This is a genomic window from Streptomyces sp. NPDC042336 (assembly GCF_055581985.1).
The window spans coordinates 1-22,363 of record NZ_JBVJEA010000031.1 but is presented as its reverse complement, the minus strand read 5'-3'; the positions used below and the strand labels follow the sequence as shown (position 1 = coordinate 22,363).

Genomic DNA, 22,363 nt, shown 5'->3' with positions numbered 1-22,363 from the left:
AAGCCCTGATGCGCCACACCCACGCCTCCGCTACAGCCGGCCGCACCCCGGTCCGGGTGATCACCGGCATCGTGAGCCTGCTCGTCCTGACCGGCGCACTTGGCGGGCTGCCGCTGCTGCTCGCCTGGGCGAGCCCGGTCATCTGGGCTGCCACCCGCGACGACCTGGCGCATCTGCTGGACCGGCAGGACACCAGCGCAGCGTTCCTGGCCCTGCTCCTCGTCGTCGGCTGGGCGGGATGGGTGCAGTTCGCGTTCTGCACGGTGCGGGAGCTGGCCGCGCAACTGCGCGGGCGTACCTGGCGGGTGCCGCCCGGATTCAGCGCCTCGCAACGGGCCGCGGCCGCGCTCATCGGCAGCATCCTCGTCCTCCTGCCCACCAGCTCGGCACTCGCCTCCACCGCGCAAGCAGCGACCACCGCCACCGCGGCCCGATTGCCTGGGCAGGCCAACGAACCGTTGGCCAGCGCGCAGGTGCAGCCGGACTCCGGGACGGGCTCGGCGGCACCGGTGCATACCGTCAGGGCGGGAGAGAGCCTGTGGAGCATCGCTGAAGAGGAACTCGGGGACGGCGAGAGGTGGCGCCAGATCGCCGCCCTGAACGAGGGCCACACCATGGCCGACGGCCAGGTCTTCCAGTCGAACAGCTTCCTGCAAGCCGGCTGGCAGCTGCAGATGCCCGCCGGCCACACCATCGCGGACGGTGACCGCATCCAGCTGACCGCCAGGACGGCAGCCCACGACGAGGCCAGTAGCGTGCAGGTGGTCACCGTCGATGAGGGCGACAGCCTGTCGAAGATCGCCGAGGAGGAACTCGGGGACAGCGATCAGTGGCCCACCGTGTTCGCCGCCAGCCGCGGCACACCGCAACCGGACGGTCTGCCCGCCGTCACCGACCCGGACGTCATCTACCCGGGACAGCAGATCACCGTGCCCAACCAGCAGCACGCCCAGACGCCTCCTGCGCCCGGCGAGTCCGACCGACAGGAGACCACTCCCCCACCTGCTCAGACACCGGACAGCGAACAGACGCCGGACAGACCAGCTCCGGACACTGGGCAGGCGCCCGTGCCAGACCAGGCCCCGCCCCCTGCGAGCTCGCCGTCTCCCGCCACGCCGGGCAGCCCGTCTGCTGCACAGCCAAGCCCAGAACACTCTCCCTTCGCCACAACGCCCGCCACGCCGCAGCCCGTCACCAGCGCTCCTCCGACGTCACCGTCACCGTCCACACCGACCTCGCCGGCGCAGACGCCCGAGACCACAGCCACCCCCACCAACCCCGCCGCGTCCGCGCCGGCGTCGGCCCGGGCCGACGGGCCGCTGGACCTGCGCATCGTGTTCGGGTCCGGGGCGCTGCTGGCCGCTGCCGTCACCGGCGCGCTCGCCCTGCGCCGCACCCTGCAACGGCGCCGCCGCAAGCCCGGCGAGACCATCGCCATCGCAGACGAGACCTCCCCGGCCGAGGCACAGCTGGCGGCGGCCGCCGAACCCGGCGGTGCCGCGCGCCTGGACGTGGCCCTGCGGACCGTGGCCCACCACGCAGCCCGGCAGGAGGACGGAGCCGGAGTGCCGGTAGTGCGGGCCGCGCGGATCGGGGCCCGCACCCTCCACCTGCTGCCCGACGACCTCTCCCCGCCGCTGGCGCCGTTCGACCTCGACAAGGACGGCTGGTGGGTTCTGGACTCGGACGCCGTGCTCCTGGACGAGGACACCGCCCGTGACATGCCGGCACCCTGCCCGGGCCTGGTCACCATCGGCAGCACCGAGAAGGGGGACCTGGTACTCCTCAACCTCGCCCGGATGCCCGCTCTGCTGCTGGACGGCAACCCCGTGCACATCACCGAGATGTGTACCTCGCTCGCGCTGGAACTCGCCATGAGCCCGTGGGCGGGCGACGTCGAGGTCGTCACCGTCGGGTTCGGCGAGGATCTGCCGCAACTGCTGCCCACCGCGCGGATCGCCCACATGCGCCAGCCCGCGCACGCGCTGCGGGACCTGACCGAACGGCTCCTGGAAGCCCACCAGATGCCCGACACCCAGCACCAGCCCTACCTGCTGCTGTGCGCGTCGGTCCTCGATGCCGACACCGCCTGGGAGTTCGCCGACCTCATCGACAAGGCAGGCATTCCGGTCACCCTGGTGGCCCCCGCCAGCGCAGCCGCACCGCACTTCCCCGACGCGTCGATCCTCAACGCCTCCCTCAGCACCCCCCAGCCCCTCGAGCCCGCCGGCCACGAGGTCACCGTCCAGCGCCTGGAACACGCCGCCTACCTCCAGATCACCACCGCACTCCACATGGCCGCACAACCCGCCCACGAAGCCCACGGCGCATGGACGGACGTCCCGGACGAACCCACCCATAGGGAGCAGAGCGAGCAGGCGCAGCAACCGACCGGACCAGGGCCCGTTACGACGGAGCCAGACGACACGGTGACGCAGGACGCACAGGCAGATGGCGAAGTCTTCCCCGCCCTGCTCGCCGCCGCCACCGACCCAGCCACCCTGCGTCTCCTGCCTTCCTTCGCACCGCCGCCCCCCACTCAAGGGGAACGCTCTACCGGAACGGGCACTCCAGCCGCCCTTACCGCGCCGCGCTCGGACTCCGACGACGACAAGTCCGCCGCCGAACCGACGGCCAGTGCAGCAAGCACGACGGCGCAGGCGGGCTCGGCCGCAGGTACGGCCCAGGACCTGCACACGCCGGAGATCCGGGTCCTAGGCCCCATCGAGGTGACCGGAGTCGCCACCACCGGCCACGGCCCCCGGCTCGCGCAACTCGCCACGCTGCTGTACTTCCGGCCCGGACGCAGCGCCGACACCCTGTGCGCCGACATGGACCCCACCCACCCCTGGCACCTGAGCACCCTCAACGCCCGCATGCAGGGCCTGCGCCGCTCACTGGGCAACGACCCCCACGGCAACCCCTACGTACCCCGCCGCAAAACCGGCCAAGACCCCTACCGCCTCTCCCCCGCCGTACGATGCGACTGGACCCACTTCCTCCAACTCGCCGAACACGCCCTACCCACCGGCCCCGCCGGCCTGCCCGACCTCGAACAGGCCCTCTCCCTCGTGCGCGGCAAACCATTCGGTGGCACCCCCCTGCCATGGGCCGAGCCCTACCAGCAGGAGATGACCACCCGCATCATCGACATCGCGCACACCGTCGCCACCTACCGAACCTCCCCCGGCCCCCACCAGGACCTCAACGCCGCACGCCAAGCCGTCACCACCGGACTCGACGCCGACCACACCGCCGAACTCCTCTACCGCGACTGGATGCGGCTCGAACACGCCGCCGGAAACCGGCACGGACTCCACACCGCGATCACCCGCATCCAACAAGTCAACCGCGAACTCGACTGCTCCCTGGAAACAGAGACCGAACAGCTCATCAAAGAACTCCTCAACGACGCCGACAGCAGTGCCCGCAAGACCCTGTGAGCGCCGCTCCGGCGACAGGAGGGGCACCGCCGGACCTCGATGAAGTTGCTGTCCCTGGCCCGAGTCCCAGCCCCCTGAAGTGGACGGGCGCTCCGGCCGGCCAGTGGAAGGCAACGACTTCGCCCGCGGACCCATCGAGGCCTGCACGTCCTCGCGGTCGCCTCGAGACCAGGCGTCCCGGGTTACCTGCTCTCGGAGATGTCGCGCGTTGCGCACGCGAGAAACGAACGGATGTCACTCAGGAGGGGCCGCTCGGGGGCCCGCCCACCCCGCTGGAACGGCCGATGCTACGGCTGCTCGGTCGCGGCCGACAGGTTGTGCCATGCATGTCCGCAGGCGCCCTTGCAGTACCTCTCGCGGCGGCGAGTATCAGCAACGGCAAACACGGAAACGAGGACGCGGAACGCCTTGACGTGTTCGGCGGTGGGCAGGCCCGCGAAACCGAAGCGGGGAGGGTCCATGCAGATCATGACCGAGGGGTCAGCCGTGGGCTTCACACCAGACCGCGCCACTCCCGCACGCCCGTCCGCAGTTGTAATGTGCGCCTGCATTGCATAGCCAGCGACTTCCTGCAGAACCATCTGCTGGCGTGTCGGGGCGAGGTCTGAAAACCAGCTCACACCAGAGTGCAACGTGCGGAGCCCCTGGGCGATCTCGTTGACGACCCGCTCGGTCTCGCGCCGGAAACTGCGGTCGTCGTCGCTGCTCGGTGGAGTCATCACTGGATGATTTCACGACGCTGAATCCGGACGAGGGCCGACACCAGCACCTGACACAGGACAGGTGACCCCGGCCAGCGGGTAGATGGCCGTGCCGCGCCAGGCACTCTCGAGTGCCCATGCGGCCAGGTGTTCTGCAGGAGCCCGAACTGCCGACCGTTACCGTGGACATGGAGCACAGCGTGGCGGTAGTAGATGCCCCTGGTCGACGGTGTCGCGGGAGCCGAGCAGTTCCCGGATCGCTGCCCGCGCATCGGCTTCGGGCAGGTCCATCTCCGTGACGGTGGCGTCCGGTTCGACCTTCACCGCTCACACTCTTCTTCTCCTTGTCCGGGGATCAGTCACGCCATCAGTGCTGGGCACTTGCGCGGTGGTGGATGAGGGCCTGCCAGCGTCGCTCGAATTCGGCGGCGTGCTCGGTGATGTAGGCGGTGGTGAGGGGCTTGTTGTACTGGCCGGTGATTCCCTGGGCCGCGCAGCGCTGCGCGACGTCGTCCGCAGCAGGGTTCTCGTCGGCCGTCCGGTGTTCGGCCCAGACGTTGTAGACGCGGAAGGGCAGGACGTAGCGGCGGAGGTTCGCCGGGCTGACCGGTTTCCCGCCGCGGCCGAACGTTCCGTGCTGCGCAAGGTGGGCGGACAGTTCCTCGGCGGTGGGCTCGACACCGTGCTCGGCCTGGTACCGCATCCATCCGAGGTAGTAGCGGTCGGCCGTAGTCAGGGCGGAATGCTCCGCGGTTGAGGAATCCTGCTCCGGCAGCGAGTCGTCGATGAGCGCATCCACCCGGGCGCCGCGCAACTCCTTAGCTGCCCGTACCCCCGCCGGGGCCGTTTCGGGATGCTGCGGTGCGGGGGCTTCGTCCGTGTCCTGCCCGTCGGAATCGTCGGCCGGCGCTGCGGCATCGTGTCCGCCGGCGGCCTCCGCCTTAAAGCGGTTGACGAAGTCGGCCAGGTCCTCGCCGCTGATGGGCTGTCCGCCCTCTCCGGTGATGGCGTCCCGCTGGTAGACGAAGGACGCCAAGGCCTCGGCGTCCGGGAAAGCACCATGCTCATCGGCGTAGGTGAGCCAGGCGCTGTAGAAGTAGTCGTTCCAGTCGAGGGATGCGTCGGCCGGCTCCGGCACATCCGCGACCGCAGGTGCCCCGACCGATCCGGCGTAGCGCTGGCGGAGGACCAGAAGGAGGGGCTGCACCTGGTCCTCGGCGAGGGGGTTGCCGGCCGCTGTCGTGATGCCGTAGACGTCGCGCAACCACGAAGCCCACTGCATCGGCGTCGGCTCGACCTGGTAGCGCGTAAGGAACGCCTGGTAGGCGTCAGCGAACCGCTCAGCACTTTTCCCCTCGGTGACCAGCGCACCACGTGCTTCTTCGGGCGCCACCGCCTGTTCTTGCTCCGGGCCGGCCTGCGGAATCTGCGCCGGTGTCGGCCTGTCGTCCGGTACAGCGCTGAGCCTGCTGTCACCAGCCTGGTCGGCAGGGGCGGGGACCCGTTCGTCGGTGACGAGGCCCGCGCGTTCCACGATGCCGGCGGCTGCCAGCCCGGAGGGGGCGGTCTGGGCGAGGGGGACGCCGTACCGGGCCAGCCGCAGCGGCATCAGGGACTCCACGGGCGCCTTGCGGCGCCAGGCGCGGCCGAAGCGGGACCGCAGCCGGGCCTGGTAGACCAGCCGCTCCTGCTCCAGCTTGATGACCTGCTCGTAGGAGCGCAGCTCCCACAGCTTCATGCGCCGCCACAGCAGGAACGTCGGCACCGGCGAGAGCAGCCAGCGGGTGAGGCGGACGCCCTCCATGTGCTTGTCGGCGGTGATGTCGGCGATCCGGCCGATCGCGTGCCGGGCGGCCTCCACCGACACCACGAACAGGATCGGGATCACGCCGTGCATGCCCACGCCCAGCGGATCGGGCCAGGCCGCCGCGCCGTTGAACGCGATCGTCGCCGCCGTCAGCAGCCACGCCGTCTGCCGCAGCAGCGGGAAGGGGATGCGGATCCAGGTCAGCAGCAGGTCCAGGGCGAGCAGCACGCAGATGCCCGCGTCGATGCCGATCGGGAAGACGTAACTGAAGTTCCCGAAGCCCTTCTTCAGGGCCAGTTCGCGCACCGCCGCATAGGAACCCGCGAAGCCGATCCCCGCGATGACGACAGCACCGAAGACGACCACCCCGACGAGAACCCGATGCGCACGCGTCAGCTGAAGCGCCACACCCGTCCCCGTTGCCACGTCCCATCCCCCTTGCTGAACCTCACGACAGAGCAAGTCTCACACTGTCACGCCGGGCACCGCCCACGAAGGTCTTACAGAACCGCGTCAGGACCGTCGACGGGCATAGCATTCACTGGACGCTGCCCTAAACGGCCACGCCCGGAACTTGGCGCCGTGCTTCTGACAACCACAGCCCCTCGCCGCCGCGTGTCATCGACTCATCGCGTCCCTCGGCTACTTCCTCCAGATAGTCCAACCGGACCTGCGCCAAGCTCAGCCAACCGTTGGGACCGCCCCGGACAACGTGAGCACCCACGTCGTCTGCCCGTCGTCCTCCCAGCCGCACTCTGGACTGATCTAGAAGGTCGCCCGCTCCTCCGATGCCCGCTGGAAGCAGCACGGGCACGCGATGAGGCCGTCCGCAGCGTGATTCGCGGAAACTGGTGGGCGTTTCAGCAGAAGCCATGCTCACCATAGTCCCGCTCTCTGGAGCGATTATCGCTATATCGGCAGGGGCAGATCGGCCAGCATAACGGCGTACACCGGTGAATCGGGGAAGGGCTGGCGGTCCCCGACTTTCCGAAAGCCCCAAGACTCATACATGTCCTGCACCTTGGGGTGTTCGAGGTCGACGAGCAGGACCACGAGGTCTTCGTCCCGGCTCTCCAGGAGCGATCGGCTCACTAGCTCGGCCGTCCCGGTCTTCCGCCACGTCGTCCGGACGGCCAGCTCGGAGAACGAGAACGTCCGACTCCTCTCCGGGGCGGGCTTCAGGTGCTCGCGCCACCACTCCCTATCCGGATGCGCCGGGGCCCCGTAGGCGAAGGCCACCGGTTCCTCACCATCGAACGCGATCACGCAAGCGAACCCGGGGTGAGCGCCCCAGTGGTCCACGAACCAGGGGAAGCGCTGGTTGAACTCGTCGTCCATCGCATCGGCGTAGGCGTCGGCGTGCACGTCGATCAGGGCCTGGCGGATTTGCGGGAGATCCTTGTGGGTGAAGCGGCGGACGTCCAGATCGGCGGCGCTCAAGCTCGCCTCCATTCGGCTCGATAGCGGTCTCCCCACTCTCGTGCGACTGCCGCGTCCGGCGCAAGAGTGATCAAGTCGCGGTAGTAATCACCGAGGAGGGACCGCATCCTTCCTGGTAACGGCGAGCCTTTCATCAGTTCAAAGACGCTGGAGGCCGTGGCACATGCCTGATCGACGTCCCGCTGGTGGAGCTGGGCCAGGGCAAGCCGTGCGGTGGCCAAGGCCCGGTTTCTGCGGAACTGCTTAGGGATCGACCCCAGCGCCTTGTGGGAGGCGGCCTCGGCCTCTGCGGCGTGCCCGGTCCGGTCCCGGACGATAGCCGTCATGGCCGTCAGCTCAGCCGGCCCGTAGAAGGCCATCCAGCTCGGCCTGGGCTGGTCCGGCTCCGCCTTGCCCAGGGCCTCCTGGGCATGCCCCAACGAGCGGATGGCTGCCTGGCGATCGCCCATGTTCGAGTGGCCGATGGCCGTACGTGCGTGGGCCAGGGAGGAGAAGAACGGATCCCGCCTGGTGATCGAGGTCGCCTGCGCGGCCTGGGCGGAATCGACGGCCTCTGCGTGCTCCCCGCGCTGGTGGGCCAGCATGGCATACGAGTTCCAGACCCTCAGTTCCACCACCGGGTCCTGAGCCATCCCGGCCAAGTACAGAGCCTTCCCCAGCAGGGCGTACGCACGGTCCGACTGACGGGCGTCCAGGGCGCTCCAGGCGGCCGTGGCGGTGTAGTCAGCGGCAACGGAAAAGAGCCGGAGCCGGATGCGCTGGGTGGCCCCCAACTTCTGCTTCTCCAGGACCTCAGCCGCTCCGGCCAACGCAGCCCGCTCCAGGTCTTCGTGGCCTCCTCTGGTGTCGTCCAGGGCCATCAAGGCGTCCAGGCCGCTGCGGAGCCGGAGGACGTCGGAGGTGCCCACCTGGGGTGGGGCGCCCACAAAGGGAACCGCCACAGCGGCGGTTGTACCGCTCGCGGCTGTGAGGAAGTTCCGGCGCCTCACGGGGTCCTCCGCAGGGTTCGAGGTGCGTCGTCTTCGTGCCGGTGGGCTGAAGCCCAGTTCTCCGGGGGTACAACCGAATACTGCCTCTAACGCCTCGCGTTGTCGGGGGTGGGGCCACCCTGTTTTTCCGGTCAGCCAGTTGCGGACGGTGCGGTCGCTGACCGTCCCCTCGTGGCCAGCACCGATCAGGTGCGCGTTCACCTTGTCGGCCAGCTCGGCCTGGGTGAGCCCTTTCTCCTGCATGGCGCTCTTGAGGCTTTCGTTCCCCTGCACATACCCACGGTAGTGACCGAGTGCCCATCAGTAACAGCCATGGCAGAGAAATTTCCGGTCGGGGCTGATGTACGCGGACCGTACTTTTCCTGCCCCTGCGGGACCGGAAGCCGTTCACTCAGGTAAGGCCGCACCGCAACCGCACCCCAGAGGTCCTGATGACTGTGATGGCAGAGCCACACCCCACGAGGTACCCCGCATACTCCAAAACCCTTCCCCGAGAGCCAGAGAGCGCAGCCGTCGCCCGCAAGCTCGTGCGGACTGCTCTGGCTGCCTGGGGCCTGGAGGATCAGATCGACGACGCCATGGTGATCGTCACCGAGCTGGTCTCCAACGCAGTGGAGCACGGTCGCCTCGCCTCGATCCGGGTGATCGTCTCACGTCCCACCGCGGGCTGGGTCCGCCTCGGGGTGGTCGACCGCTCGAAGAGCATCCCGATGATGCGAACCGACTCCAATGGCGATCAGGTCAGGGGCCGTGGCCTCGTCCTGGTCAACGCCCTGACCGAGCGCTGGGGCACCGACCTCTACCGGTGGGGCAAGCAGGTCTGGGGAGAACTGAAGTACGAGCCGGTCCGATGACCGAAGAGGCCTCGCCGTGGGTCGGCGACCAGGTCTTTGACGCCAACGCAGGCAAGGAAGGCATCGTCAGCGACGTGAGGCGCGACGGCACCTGCATCCTGCGCGAGGTGCACTCGTGGGCCCTCACCTGGACGGCCCCGGACGCCGAAAAACTGTCGGTCACCGTACCGCGCCATGAGCGCCTCAAGAGAGACCACGGGACCTGACCATATGCACGGCAGCGCGTTCCCCCGGCTCAGCCGCTTCAGGGAGGCACCACTCGCTTCCCCAGCCACGGGTGATCGGCCCCGCGTACGGGCATTCAGAACCTCTCAGACGTCGGCTCCCCACCCCTTACAACCATGCGCAGATCGGCATGTTCCTAGCGTCGCAGCTCGTCCGCGAACTGCGGGACTACACGATCGTCAACCTGGACGATCTCGCGCTCACCCCAGAGACGGCCGCCCGACGGTCCTGACGTGACGGGTCGGACCGCTCTCCACCGGCGCCAAACCTGTCTCGCACCGTCCGCTACGACTCCGCCTGCCCCGGGTGAACTGGCGAGAACGGAGCATCCCTCCCGGCCCACCGGCTCGCTCATGCCGGCCTCCTCCGAATACGTACAACCGAAGGAACCCCCTATGACCGACACGACCATCGAGCCTGACGAGGCGGCCCGTCTGCGGAACAGGGTGGTGAACGAGCTGTGCGCGGACGGCACGATCTCCACCCCGGCGATCGAAGCGGCGATGCGCAAGGTTCCCCGTCACGCATTCATCCCGGACACTCCACTGGACGTGGCATACGCAACCTACGCCGCGGTGATCACCAAGACGGACGAGGACGGCGTGCATCTCAGCTCCGTCTCCGCCCCGCAGATCCAGGCGATGATGCTGGAGCAGGCCCAGGTGCGGCCCGGGATGCGGGTGCTGGAGATCGGATCGGGCGGACTGAACGCGGCCTACCTCGCCGAGCTCGTCGGCAAGGGCGGTGAAGTCGTCACCGTGGACATCGACCCGGCCGTCACTGACCGTGCGTCCCGGCTGCTGGAGGCCCACGGCTACGGCAGGGTCCGCGTCGTCACCGCCGACGCGGCCGAGTCCATCCCCGGCCTCGGTGAGGTCGACGTCGTCATGGTGACCGCCGGAGCCTGGGACATCGCACCGGCATGGACCACTCAGCTCAAGCAGGGCGGCCGGCTCGTGGTGCCGCTGCGAATGCGAGGCCTGACCCGGTCGGTCACCTTCACCCAGGGCACGGGTGAACACGGCACCTACTTGCAGAGCGAATCGGCGCGGATCTGCGGCTTCGTCCCGATGCACGGCTCGACCGCTCACCGGGAGGAACTCCTCCTGGTCAACGGCACCCCGGAGATCGGGCTGAAGTTCGATGACGGCATGCCGGCCGACCTACACCGGCTCGACAACGCCGTCACAACACCGCGCCACGAACGGTGGACCGGCGTCACCGTCCGCCCCCAGGAGCTCATCGACAGCCTCCAGATGGCCATGGCGATCAGCCTGCCAGGCTTCTGCACGATGGCCGTTGACAAAATCCTGGACACGGGCCTGGTCGCCCCCGTGAACAAGCGGTTCGCCCTCGCCGCCGTCGAAGGCGACAGCTTCGCCTACCTCGTCACCCGCCGCACCGAGGACAACAAGCACCTCGAGTACGGCGTGCACTCCCTCGGACCGCACGCGACACAACTCGCCGACCAGATCGCCGACGTGCTGCGCGACTGGGAGACCAACCGGCGCGGCGGTCCCAGCCCGGTCATCCGGGTCTATCCGGCAGGAACCCCCGATGACCACATCCCGGCCGACCGGATCATCGACAAGGTACACAGCCGGATCTCGCTCTCCTGGCCCCACGATGTAACGCCGGAGCCGCATCGCGAAGAGGAGCCGCATGCTTGACGCCCCGCTCGACGAACACGACAAGCCCGTCCAGAACGTGTCTGATGTCCCTCAACGGCTTCGGAATCCGGCCGCACGCCGGTGGCCGGAGCGGACGGGAGGGGTGGCACAGCATCCGCCGCAGACACCCCCGCTTGGCCATGCTCTGCGCGCCCTACGGCGCCGTCCTGTTCACCGCCGCGGTCATCGCTCTCACCTGAAGCCCTCAGCCCGCAGCGGCCCTTCCGCTCGCCCCATTTCATTCCCGAGGAGGTCCCGTTGACGGTCAGGCCCCCGTTCAGGCGTCGCCCGCCGAGCGTGTACCTGAGGGCCCCTGGCGCGCCCGACGCTTGGGAAGTGATCTGGTACAGCGAGCGGCTGACGGACCTGTCCCTGCTGGACGCTGCGGTCGTGGCCGTCGTGGACCGCGTCGGCTACCTGGCCGTACCCGTGAGCGAAACCGACGGGCAGCGGCGAGGCGGGTTCCTGGCCGTCGACGACCGCCTGACCGCCCGCTGTCTGCGCTACGCGCTGCTGGGCCGTCCCGGCTTCCCCGCAGTGCGCGTGCGGTGGTCCAGCGACCGCAGAGTGTGCCACAACGTCGAGTGGGGCGAGGCCCCGCCGGACCCCGACGACGACCAGGTGCGTGGCCACTTCTACGGATACAGCAAGCAGGCCATCGACCGGTTCGTCACGGCGCGGACCTGAAGGAACCGGCCTCCGTCGGGGCCGTCCCACAGACTCCACTCCCGGCCTGAAGCGCCATCCCCCTGGGAGGCGACTCCCCTTCCAGGAGATGGGCGAGGTCGACGAAGCGTATCGCGGAACGACCGGCGCGAACCCGCGTAAAAGGCGCCTCGCACACAGGGGACAACGTGAAGAGGAACTCGCCGACGCCATCGTGACCGCGATGGACGCCGTGGCCAACACGGCGGACGAGCCGGGCGAGCTGCTCGCCGAGCATCTCGACGGTGCACTGCCCGAGGACTGGCGGCGCCCCGACAGTCCGCCTCAAGACTCCCGCCGGCCCGAAGCTGTCGCACGGGTACGGCCCAGGGCTGCCCCACGGGCGCCGTCTGAGCCGAGGCCTGCAGAGCGACCCGCCCTCCAGGCGCACCACCGCCGAAAGGACCGTGGAGGTTCATGTCTACGGCGCAGGAAGCCGCAGAGAGCACGGAGATCACCGTCGACGCGACCGACGTCGCGGGCCTGGTCGTCACCGCCGCGGTGGCGCGCTCCGAGGACGTCGAGCAGGAGGGCGGCTACACCTTCTGACCTGAGTTAGCCGGTTCGACGGTGCCCGGCCACGGCCGTGGCCGGGCACCCGCCCTATAGCGCTTCCCTGGGAGACCTTGTGATTCACGTTTTCACCGGGCGCTCAGCCCGGACGATCCCGCCCTGCGACACCGGTATCTAGGAGTAGGACCGCCGATCCGGCTCGGCGACCTGTTCGACCCGCAGATCACGGCCGATGACACGGTCGTCATCATCGACGGCGTCTACCACCAGTCGCCGACCGTGCGGCACAAGGAACTGGTGTGCCCGGCGTCGCGTCGACATGCGCGCACGCGATCGAAGGCCGGGACATGCGTTCCTCGGGCTCGCCCGGCACGTCACGCAGCAGGGCGCCCGGCGCAGTCGTCGTATCCCTGCCGCAGTGACCGGCATCATCGTCCGTCCTGCCTGCCCTGAAACAGGTCATGGCCAACTGCTTGTTCCAGACCACTCACCTCAAGACGGGGCGGACCACAAGAGGCTGTGCGCTGCGGAGCCGCGTGAACGGGCTCGGTCGGGGCTGCTCAAGCGGCGGTCGAGGAGGAAGCGCACGAGGACTTCCCTCTGGCCGGGCCTTTGGGGCTGTTCCGGGGGGAGGTGTGTCCAGGCGTGGGCGAGGGCTGCCTCGTGGAAGGCGGAGGCAGATTCGGCGTCGGGTGCGGCGGACGGGAGTGTCCAATAGACGGCGGATCCGATGATCAAGGAGACGCCTGAAATGAGCGAGACCATCAGCGAGCGCGAGACGGTGGAGGAGCCGGTCGTCGAGCCGGTCGCGGAGGCGGTGTCGGACGAGCAGTTGATCTCGATGCTGGTCGACCGGGCCCGTTCGGACGGCCTGCAGCTGACCGGCGAGGGTGGGCTGCTGCAGCAGTTGACCAAACGGGTGCTGGAGTCCGCCCTGGAGGGTGAGATCACCGATCACGTCGGCTATGACAAGCACGACGCAGCAGGCCGCAACAGCGGCAACTCCCGGAACGGCACCCGTTCGAAGACCGTGCTGACCGACGTCGGCCCCATCGAGGTGAAGGTGCCCCGCGACACGGCCGGCACCTTCGAGCCGCAGCTCGTGAAGAAGCGGCAGCGCCGGCTGACCGGCGTGGACGAGATGGTGCTGTCGCTGTCCGCGAAAGGCCTCACCCACGGTGAGATATCCGCTCATCTGGCCGAGGTGTACGGCGCGGAAGTGTCCAGACAGACCATCTCCACGATCACCGACGCCGTGATGGAGGGCATGGCGGAATGGCAGGCCCGACCGCTCGATCGCGTCTATCCGGTCGTCTTCGTGGACGCGATCAACGTGAAGATTCGCGATGGCAAGGTCGCCAACCGGCCCATCTATGTCGCGATGGCCGTCACCGTCGAGGGCACCCGCGACATCCTCGGCATCTGGGCCGGTGACGGCGGCGAGGGCGCCAAGCACTGGCTCCAGGTCTTCACCGAGCTGAAGAATCGCGGCATTGAGGACGTCCTCATGCTCGTCTGCGACGGACTGAAGGGCCTGCCCGACGCCGTCGAGACAGTCTGGCCCCGAACTGTCGTCCAGACATGCATCGTTCACCTCATCCGCAACAGCATCCGCTACTGCGCCCGCCAGGACTGGGACAAGGTCGCCAAGGACCTCAAGCCCGTCTACACGGCGCCGAGCGAGGCCGCCGCGACCGAACGGTTCCTGGAGTTCTCCGAGAAGTGGGCCGGCAAGTATCCGGCCGTGATCAAGCTGTGGTCCGACGCCTGGGCCGAGATGGTGCCCTTCCTCTCCTTCGACGTCGAGATCCGCAAGGTCATCTGCAGCACGAACGCGATCGAGAGCGTGAACGCCCGCATCCGCAAGGCGGTCCGGGCCCGCGGGCACTTCCCGAATGAGGCCGCTGCGTTGAAGTGCGTCTACATGGCGCTGATGAGCCTGGACCCGACAGGCAAGGGCCGACGCCGCTGGACGATGCGCTGGAAGGCGCCACTTAACGCCTTCCAGATCGCCTTCGAAGGACGCCTCACCCCCACCAGCCACTGAACCTCAACAACCAAGATCAGCCGTTGACTGGACACACCCGCTCAACGCAGAGAACTGAAACCCCGGTCCCCTTCACCAAGCCGTGATAGCTCGGCCCGGAGCCCTATCGGCCCCAACACCAAACTGATCACCCCAGGCCAGCCCACCACCCACTGTCCAGAAAGACCGCCCCTGGACATGGCAGCACTCGCTGAGCTGGGTCTCGAATGGGCGGCGGCCGCACAAGCTGCGGGATAGCCGGGGCACCACCGGCCCGTGTGAACCGGGGCGGTGGCGCCGCTCAGTCGCCGTGCCGGTAACCGGTGGCTAGGTAGTCGCCGGCCACCCATCCACGGCGGCGGTGGGGGCATCCGGCGTAGCGGGCCGGATGCCACCTCGCCGTACGCCCACCAGGACTTGCCCGTGGTGCCCCGTCATCAGTTTCGGCCTCCACCGGTCGGAGGGGGTCAAGTGCGGGGCCGATCCTGACCGGGCTGCGGTACGCGGGCTCCGCGCGGCGGACCGCTGGTGCCGGAGACATCCGGCAGACCGCTCAACGGCGTCGTCGAAGACGCCGGAACAGGACTGCCGGCGTCGCGTTGTGCCGAATCGGGCACGCTCCTTCCGCGCGCGGGCCAGCATAGGCAGGAGTAGTGCTGCGATCGTCCGCGACGGCGTCGGAGGCAACGTGCGTGCTGAGCGAGAACAGCAACCGAGGACGACCCCGATCCTTCCCCACCAACGGCGTGCCTCCGGGAACACGTTGACCGTGACGGGCCGCACCCTGCGATTCCTGGGGTACGCCCTGTCCACCGGATGCGGGTCCCTGCTGCTGAAGCACTTCGTCATCGCGCCCGGTCCGCCGGTCAGCCACATCCCCTGGGTCCTGCGCCTGCTGATCATGCTGGGAGTCCTGGAGGGCGGATGGCTCGTCTTCCGCGCCAGTCGCAGGGTGGTGGTCCGGGGCAGACGGCACCGCGTCCGCGTTGTCACCGGCTTCGAGGAATTACGGGGTGAGCGCTACATCCTCTATCTGCGGCCCTTCGCTCTCGACGCCCGGATGTCGCTGCCCCCTCCTGAGGCTCCAGGTTGGTGGATGCGCTCCCCGTATGAGCTTCCCGGGCTCACCATGGAGGACTTCCTCGTCCGTCAGTTCACCCGGCACGGCAGGGTCGTCGCGGTGGGGGAACCCGGCGAAGAACTGCCTCTGCTCGGCGCACAGCGGGGTTACCTGCCGCTCGAGGGCTGGGAGAGGACCGTGAGCGAGCTGATCCAGGGGGCTCACTGCGTCCTCATGTCCGTGGCGCCGGGTCCGGGAACGGTGTGGGAGTTCACCGAGGCACTGCGCACGATGCCTCCGGAACGGCTGGTGCTCATGGTCTGCTGCGGACCCGAGGAGTACGACGCCTTCCGTTCGGCCGTCGTGGAGAGGTACGCCGTCCGGAAATCCGAGGAGCCGGGCAGCACTTGGGCTCCGCTACCACGGCTGCCCGACTGTCCCGCGCGGCCCCCGGCCTCGAAGCGTGAGTGGCAGTCGCCACTCAGGGCCTTCGTCACCTTCGACCAGCAGTGGCGGCCGAGCCTGCACTGGTTCGTCGTCACGGTCCCGCGGATTCGTCACGTCTGGACCATGCGCAGGATGGTGCGCGAACGCATCGACGCGTTAGTGGGCGCGTGGGCGGCTCTGCCGCAGCGGCAGGCTGCCCCGGACACGCTCCCTCCGCCGGCGCCGGTCGTCACCACCCCTCCCCCGCCGCCTGTCCCTTCCCCGCTGCCGCAGCAGCCCCTGCTGGGCAGCACAGTGGTCGGGCTGAACGTCAGACCACCAGAGCGCAGAACGCGACGACGTGGGCGAAAGTGAAAATGAGCGGCACCCACTGCTCGACGTGGGTCAGCGGCAGTTCGCGCCCCTCGCCGAGGGCCGCCCCTTCCGCCCTGGGGTAGGCGTACGGCGGCAACCTCTGCTCGAAGGCGCCGGTGACCTCGAACTTGGCCGCGTTGAGCTGCCAGTTCGAACGGACCATGACGAACCGGGCGGCACATCGCCGGTGCGGCCCATCGCGCAGGTCCGCGGAGCGCAGCGCGGCCAGCACCGACTTCCGCGAGGGATGCCCGGGCGTGACCGCGACACCGGTGATCGCGTTGGTGGCACAGTCGGTGAACCAGGTGATCGACGGCCTGGGGGCTTGCCGTCGCATCGACCAGCACCGGGATCTGCGTGTGGCCGGTCTCCCACACCTGGTTCCGGCCAGCCCCGCGGCCGTGCCAGGAACTCATCGTGCTTACGTGCCTCGCGTTCACCGCCGGCGAGTCCGGTCCGCTCCCCCGGCGTCAGATCCCGGCGGATCGCCCGGTGCAGCGTCAGGATGGACGGAGGAGCCTCGCCCTCGGCCCTGGCCGCGCGAGGGGTCAGTTCACGATGCACCGCCGCGGCGTTGCCCTTCCTCAGCGATGGGGCAGCGGACGGAGGCTGGGAGGTGGTTCCGGCAGGGCGCGGAGGCTGGTGAGGACCTCGCCATGCAGGCGCTGGTGTTCCTGCATGAGATCCACGGTGATGCGTGGGCCCGCCTCGTCGAACTCCGCCATCTCCGGGCCTGTGCAGTGCCAGCTGACGGAGTACCGGCGCAGCAGCCGCGACGGGTCGTCCAGCAGCCGCATGTCCAGGTCGTGGCTGCGGCGGCCCTGGGCGTCGTAGGCCCACAGCCCGACGTGGTGGTCCTGCCAGGAGACGAGCCGGACTTCCAACGGAGCCTCCCGGCCCGGCTCCCGGTACACCACCACGTACGGAAGCCCAGCGGCATCCCGCTCCCGGGCCTCCCCGGCGGATATCGGCCGCCAGGGCGCACAAGCCTGCGCGTCCCACGCCTGCGCGTACCCCACTTCGACACCATTGCCGCTCCTCTTGCTGCAACCTGCCTTGGGTCTGAGCTGAGTTGCAAGGTAGCCGCTGCCTGTGACAGCGGCCCTGCTGGGCGGGCGGCGGGGCAGCTTTGACGCCCGGACGGTCGTGCCGGTGATCCGGTCCATGCCTCGCTCGGCGAACGGCTTGCCAGCGTGATCCGTTGAGCCGCCAGCGCCGCTCTGTCAAGGACGGAAGGCCGGCGTCCTTGCGCAGGTGCTGCGAACGGACGGCCGGCGCCTCACGGGCCGCCTGTGCACTGGACGACGGGGATGCGCTCACGGTGCTCTACTCGGTGGGCCTGGACGGGGTACTTCTCGTGCGGGACGGCGCGCTCCCAGACGGTCTCGAAGGCGGCGTGGCACAGCGCGACCGCGGCCGGGTCGGTGGTGCGTTCCTTGCCGTCGGGCGCCCGGTCGCCGGTGCCGGTGCCGGTGAAGTGGTGGAACTGCACCAGCCGGTCGTCCAAGAGCCAGAAGTCGTTGCCGGGCAGCGCGATGTTGCTCGCGTGGCGGCGGGGCAGCCGGCGCACGTCCTGTCCGGCCTGGAGGTTGAGCGGGGTGACGGCGTGCTCGTAGCGGATGTAGTCGGTGACCGGCTCGGAGACGATCCGCGCGGCGCATCACCACGCCGCGGGCGACCGCGTCCTGCACGAGCGGCATCCACTGCGGCATCCACTGCGGCATCCACTGCGGCATCCACTGCGGCATCCACTGCGGCCGCAACGTCCGGCCGGGGGCGAGGTTCGGGGCGCCGGTGCGTAGGAAGGCGGCGTAGTCGTCCGTCACGTCACCGACGGCGTACAGGTCGCATACAGGTCGCGCATCTCCAGGTGGACCGCCATGTGGTGGGTGTCGGCGAGCAGCTCAGCGAACGTCGCGGTGGTCAGTGCTTGCGCGTTCAGCGGCATCGCACGCCTCCCTCAAGATCTGCACCGTGCGGAACGGAATCCGGATCACCCGCTCGTGCGCGGGGATCCCGTCCTGTGGCCGGCCACCCACTCGGTGGAGCCGACCAGGGCCTGGAGGAGGGCGCCGGCTTCCTCGCCCTGGAGGACCAGGTCCGCGCTCTCCTCTTCCACCCACACCGTCGGTGATCCCTCGCCGCCGGTGTGGGGGGCGATCCCGACGAACCGTAACGCCATGACGCTCTCCTCTGTGACCAGGTTGCGCATACTTGCGCCGACGGTCCCGTGCGTGCCGGCTCCTCACACCCGGAAGCGGACCCGAACCGTAAAGCGGTTGGCCTGTGGGTAGAGCGCGGCGGAAGGCGGGCCCCGAGCCGCGGTCTGCGGACGAAAAACTGAGCGCGCTGGTCGGCGACGAACACCAACCAGCGCGCTCAGGTTCTGAGGCTCCGGCGTTAGCGACAGTGCCCGGCGGCGCGGTGTGGGTGAGGTGCCCGGTGGGAGCGGCGGCGAGCAGGCCCCAGGCGGTGGCCGGCCAGCTCGCGCTCGCCGCGGCCGTCATCGCGGACACGACGACGGCTGCCGTCACGGCTACGGGGTCACGGGCGAAGGACCACTCCGCTCGCGCCGTGCCCGGTATCCGCAGTTCGGCTACGGCGCTGCGTACGACCAACGCGGCGATGACGACGGCTGGCGCGAGCACACCGGCGTTCACGTCGTCGCCTGCTGCGCGGCCTGGCGGGCGAGGCGCTGGTAGAGGCGGCTGCGGCGGCCCAGCAGGAGCGCGGCAAGCAGGGCCGCGGTGGTGCAGGCCAGGAGGATGGCGCCCTTGGCATCGGTGAGATGCGCCTGGCTGGTGGAGGAGAGTTCGGCGATCAGCAGGGAGACCGTGAAGCCGATCCCGCCCAGCACGGCGATCCCGGCGATGTCGGCCCAGCCGAGCAGCGGGTTGAGGTGGGCGCTGGTGAGGCGGCTGGTCGGCCAGGTGCCGCCGAAGATCCCGACGACCTTGCCCACGAGCAGGCCGGCGAGGACGTTCCAGGTGATGGCGGAGGTGACGAAGCCTCCCGCCCCGGCCAGGGAGACGCCGGCTGACATCAGCGCGAAGAGCGGCAGTGCGATCCCGGCGGAGAACGGGCGCAAGACCTCCTCCGCGCGGTGCGAGGGCGACACCCGCTCCATCCCCTGGGGGTGGGTGCGCATCGACAGGCCCATGACGACCCCGGCGATGGTCGCGTGTACACCGCAGGCGTGCATCAGCGCCCAGACGACCGCGGCCAGCGGCACGAACAGCAGCCACGCCGGGACCATCGCGCGCACCCGGGCCACCGCCCGCCCGGACTGTTCTGCAAGTAGCCGAACACGGCCAGGCCGACGGCGGCCAAGGCGAGGGCGGTGAGGTTGCTGCCGCTGGTGCAGGCGATGGCGATGGCGATGACCAGGACCGCGGACCTTGTCGTCCACGGTGGCCAGGGTGAGCAGGCAGGTCCGCAGCGGCGTCGGCAGGTGCCGGCCGACCACCGCCAGGACGGCCACGGCGAAGGCGATGCCGGTAGCCATCGGGATGCCCCCACCGCCTCGGCAGCACCACGAACCCCTTTGTATCGTCGGTCGGTTTGACGATTTCCACGGCCAGGGCGAGTTTCTCGCGGGCCCAGTCGATGAGGGATCCGGTGTAGCCGCCGTCGGCCCAGACCAGGCAGATGTCCCGGTGCAGCTCACGCAGCCGGGTCAGCAGGCCGGTGGCCGCCTCGCGGTCCCCGATGTTCGCGGCGGTCACGGCCACGCCCCCCAGCAGGCCCAGGCAGTCAGTCACGATGTGCCGCCTCCGCCCATTGATCAGCTTCCCGCCGTCGAAGCCGCGTGAGGCGGCCGGCACCGTCGCGGCGGCCTTCACCGACTGCGCGTCGATGATCCCCGCCGTCGGCTCCGCCTCCCGCCCTCGCGCTCCCGCACCCGGCCACGCAACCGGTCGTGGAACTCCGCGACTGGACCGTTCTCGCGCCAGCGGCGGAAGAAGGCATAGACCCGGGCCCAGTCGGGGAAGCCGGCGGGCATCGCCCGCCAGGAAATCCCGCCCGCGACCAGGTAGCGGATCGCGTCCAGCATCTGACGGTGGCAGTAGCCCTCGGGCTGTCCGCCCCGGCCCTCCAGCCAGGAAGGCGTGGGCAGCAAGGGGCGCACCGCCACCCATTCCGCGTCCGTCATGTCCGATGGATACCGGCGCTGCCGGTCGGAATGAGCGCCAGCGTTGCCGTACAAGTGCGCGAGGCAATCGCACGACACGACGGACGGGTTGAAGTCGACAGGCGCAACCGCGTACACATGTGACAACAGGGCCTCCTGGAGCTACTCGGATGGGGTCGCACGCCCGAGCTACCAAGAGGCTCTGCCTTCATACACGTACTGCCGGAAGAGCACCCGACCAGGAACCCTGTTCGACCCGCACGTTCCAAGATCGGTTGAGATGCGGCTATTTACGGCTTGGCCGGGTCAGGCAACGGGTTCTTCCGGGCGCAGTGGGACCAGGCGACCAGCACCATCAGGGCAGCGGCTGTGCCAGCGAGCGTCATGACCGTGGATGGGGAGGAGTGGTCAACCACGACGCCTCCGACCAGCGCCCCGATGGAGATGGTGGCCTGGAACGAGGCCGTGAAGAGCACGGAAGAGGCTTCGGGTGAATCGGGTGAGGCCTTGGCGAACCAGGTCTGCGAGCAGACAGGCACGGCACCGTAGGCAACGCCCCACAAAACCAGCAGGGCCACGGCGCCGAGATCCTCCTTGCCGAGCACCGGGAGCAGCACAGTCGCGCCGGCGATCATCAGGGCGGCGGCTGCGAAGGTGCCGATCGGATACCGCGCCACAGCCGATCCGCCCAGGAAGTTCCCGGCAATTCCTGCAACTCCGTACACGAGCAGATAGACCGTGATGAGCCCGGCGCTCACATGAGTCACCTGCTCCAGGAACGGGGTGACATAGGTGTAGGCACCGAAGTGGGCGAGCACCACGAGGAACGTCATCACCAAGGCAGACCGAGTATTGACACTCCTGAGCATGCCCGTGAGCGCACTCAGACGAGTCGGCTCATCGGTCGGCAGCGGCGGGACCACCAGGAACAACAGGGCGAAGACACAGAGGGTCAGAATCCCCATGACAAGAAACGCGGTGCGCCACCCCGCAACGTCTCCGATGAGCGTACCCAGCGGGACTCCGAGCACGGACCCCAGAGGCACCGCGGAGAAGATCACGGCGGTTGCCCGGCCCACCGATGCGGCAGGAACCAGCCGGCTTGCCAGCCCTGCGCCGATGGACCAGAAACCACCGATGGTGACCCCGACCAATACACGTGAGACCAGGACCAGCCAGTAGCTCGGCGCAACCGCGGCCAGGAAATTCGCCAATGCCAGCAACAGAATACACGTGCCCAGCATGAGCCGACGATCGATGCGCCCCGTGGCGACAGTTACCACGGGCGCCGATACCGCGGCCAGAAAACCAGGCATGGTCATCATCAGACCAGCCATTCCATCGGAAATGGTGAAACTCGATCCAATCGAGGTCAAAAGGCCGATCGGCAGGATCTCGGTGGTGATGATCGAGAAGATCCCCAACATCACCGAAATCACCGCCAGCCACGATACCAATGGTGATCGCGCCGGTAATGAAGGCGAGTCGATGGAAGTGGTGGTTGCTGTGGGCATGAATCCCGTCCTGTGTTGGGCCTCACATGAAGAGTGACACTATTTCAGCAGGAACAGGAGCCACCTTCTGGCAGTTTCGCGACATCAACAACGGCTTCCGCGTCCGACACGTCCGAGGGATACCGGCGTTCCGGGTTCGGACGGTCGGCCGCGTTGCCGCACACATGCGCCAATCACACGATGGAACTGCCGAGTTGAACTGAACGGGCTCGGACGCGTACAACAGCGACACCAAAGCCTCCCGGCACTGCCCGGTTGGATTCGCATCCCGAGCTACCGAATAACCCTGCCTTCATGCGCGCACAACGGGAAGATCACCCCGGCGGGAAACCTGTTCGACCCGCACGTTCCACGATCGGTTGAGATACGGCGGGTCTGTACGGTGAGCGGGTCTGTTCCGTAGTCGGTGGTGACGGTGAGTGCTCGCCTGTGATCATCGAGCGTGCATGATGCGAACGCGCTTGTAGGGACGGTCTTTTCGGG

At 68.8% G+C, this 22,363-nt stretch carries 16 protein-coding genes and 4 pseudogenes; 8 read left to right on the top strand and 12 right to left on the bottom strand.

The genetic code is table 11. The annotated features are described in order from the left end of the window. The first annotated feature begins 8 nt into the window (after positions 1-8). A complete protein-coding gene (locus ACZ6IM_RS37135; RefSeq protein ID WP_469563006.1) occupies positions 9-3,443 on the top strand; it encodes a LysM peptidoglycan-binding domain-containing protein in 3,435 nt (1,144 codons plus the stop codon). A 287-nt stretch (positions 3,444-3,730) separates the two neighbouring features. Here ACZ6IM_RS37135 and ACZ6IM_RS37130 read toward each other — a convergent pair whose 3' ends face one another. From ACZ6IM_RS37130 to ACZ6IM_RS37115, 4 genes and pseudogenes are all read right to left on the bottom strand, one after another. After that, positions 3,731-4,162, bottom strand: coding sequence for a DUF5958 family protein (locus ACZ6IM_RS37130; RefSeq protein WP_319217722.1), 432 nt, complete (start codon positions 4,160-4,162; stop codon positions 3,731-3,733). A gap of 1,497 nt (positions 4,163-5,659) precedes the next feature. Then, positions 5,660-6,359, bottom strand: a pseudogene (locus ACZ6IM_RS37125) (DUF2637 domain-containing protein); the annotation flags it as partial. Between the two features lie 501 nt (positions 6,360-6,860). Beyond that, on the bottom strand, positions 6,861-7,403 hold the full coding sequence (locus ACZ6IM_RS37120) for a GNAT family N-acetyltransferase (protein WP_319217720.1): 543 nt from the start codon (positions 7,401-7,403) through the stop codon (positions 6,861-6,863). Beyond that, positions 7,388-8,653, bottom strand: a complete 1,266-nt coding sequence (locus tag ACZ6IM_RS37115) for a helix-turn-helix domain-containing protein (protein WP_319217718.1) — start codon at positions 8,651-8,653, stop codon at positions 7,388-7,390. Before ACZ6IM_RS37115 ends, ACZ6IM_RS37120 begins: the two co-directional genes overlap by 16 nt. Positions 8,654-8,907: 254 nt before the next feature. Between ACZ6IM_RS37115 and ACZ6IM_RS37110 the strand changes: the two genes are divergently transcribed. From ACZ6IM_RS37110 to ACZ6IM_RS37080, 7 genes are all read left to right on the top strand, one after another. Then, positions 8,908-9,234 (top strand): ATP-binding protein, encoded by a 327-nt coding sequence (locus tag ACZ6IM_RS37110; protein WP_319217716.1) that lies wholly within the window; start codon positions 8,908-8,910, stop codon positions 9,232-9,234. Beyond that, the gene (locus ACZ6IM_RS37105) at positions 9,231-9,440 is read left to right on the top strand and encodes a hypothetical protein (RefSeq protein WP_319217714.1); all 210 of its coding nucleotides are present in this window, start codon (positions 9,231-9,233) and stop codon (positions 9,438-9,440) included. The genes ACZ6IM_RS37110 and ACZ6IM_RS37105 overlap by 4 nt, the downstream gene beginning before the upstream one ends. Before the next feature lie 414 nt (positions 9,441-9,854). Continuing rightward, entirely contained in the window at positions 9,855-11,129 is a 1,275-nt protein-coding gene (fxlM, locus tag ACZ6IM_RS37100) for a methyltransferase, FxLD system (RefSeq protein ID WP_319217712.1), read from the top strand. A 336-nt stretch (positions 11,130-11,465) separates the two neighbouring features. Beyond that, positions 11,466-11,816, top strand: coding sequence for a DUF6302 family protein (locus tag ACZ6IM_RS37095; protein WP_469562999.1), 351 nt, complete (start codon positions 11,466-11,468; stop codon positions 11,814-11,816). Between the two features lie 435 nt (positions 11,817-12,251). After that, the gene (locus tag ACZ6IM_RS37090; protein WP_399936680.1) at positions 12,252-12,383 is read left to right on the top strand and encodes a hypothetical protein; all 132 of its coding nucleotides are present in this window, start codon (positions 12,252-12,254) and stop codon (positions 12,381-12,383) included. Positions 12,384-13,188: 805 nt separating this feature from the next. Next, positions 13,189-14,394 carry an IS256 family transposase gene (locus ACZ6IM_RS37085; RefSeq protein ID WP_391104432.1) on the top strand — a complete coding sequence of 402 codons (1,206 nt, stop codon included), beginning with the start codon at positions 13,189-13,191 and terminating at the stop codon, positions 14,392-14,394. Between the two features lie 748 nt (positions 14,395-15,142). Beyond that, positions 15,143-16,234 (top strand): hypothetical protein, encoded by a 1,092-nt coding sequence (locus ACZ6IM_RS37080; RefSeq protein WP_391104357.1) that lies wholly within the window; start codon positions 15,143-15,145, stop codon positions 16,232-16,234. On the opposite strand, the gene ACZ6IM_RS37075 is transcribed toward ACZ6IM_RS37080, so the two are convergent. From ACZ6IM_RS37075 to ACZ6IM_RS37040, 8 genes and pseudogenes are all read right to left on the bottom strand, one after another. Beyond that, positions 16,191-16,571 carry a RipA family octameric membrane protein gene (locus tag ACZ6IM_RS37075; RefSeq protein WP_435607291.1) on the bottom strand — a complete coding sequence of 127 codons (381 nt, stop codon included), beginning with the start codon at positions 16,569-16,571 and terminating at the stop codon, positions 16,191-16,193. The two genes, ACZ6IM_RS37080 and ACZ6IM_RS37075, sit on opposite strands and share 44 nt — an antisense overlap. Before the next feature lie 247 nt (positions 16,572-16,818). Beyond that, positions 16,819-17,253, bottom strand: coding sequence for a hypothetical protein (locus ACZ6IM_RS37070; RefSeq protein WP_469562994.1), 435 nt, complete (start codon positions 17,251-17,253; stop codon positions 16,819-16,821). Between the two features lie 260 nt (positions 17,254-17,513). Beyond that, a pseudogene (locus tag ACZ6IM_RS37065) lies at positions 17,514-18,182 on the bottom strand (DUF6879 family protein). Next, positions 18,139-18,416, bottom strand: a pseudogene (locus tag ACZ6IM_RS37060) (hypothetical protein). Before ACZ6IM_RS37060 ends, ACZ6IM_RS37065 begins: the two co-directional pseudogenes overlap by 44 nt. 474 nt (positions 18,417-18,890) lie before the next feature. Beyond that, entirely contained in the window at positions 18,891-19,739 is an 849-nt protein-coding gene (locus tag ACZ6IM_RS37055; RefSeq protein WP_391104366.1) for a Na+/H+ antiporter NhaA, read from the bottom strand. A gap of 67 nt (positions 19,740-19,806) precedes the next feature. Beyond that, a pseudogene (locus ACZ6IM_RS37050) lies at positions 19,807-20,058 on the bottom strand (transposase); the annotation flags it as partial. Between the two features lie 14 nt (positions 20,059-20,072). Then, positions 20,073-20,387 (bottom strand): transposase, encoded by a 315-nt coding sequence (locus tag ACZ6IM_RS37045; protein ID WP_391104369.1) that lies wholly within the window; start codon positions 20,385-20,387, stop codon positions 20,073-20,075. Between the two features lie 269 nt (positions 20,388-20,656). Further along, entirely contained in the window at positions 20,657-21,880 is a 1,224-nt protein-coding gene (locus ACZ6IM_RS37040; RefSeq protein WP_391104372.1) for an MFS transporter, read from the bottom strand. Positions 21,881-22,363 lie beyond the last annotated feature (483 nt).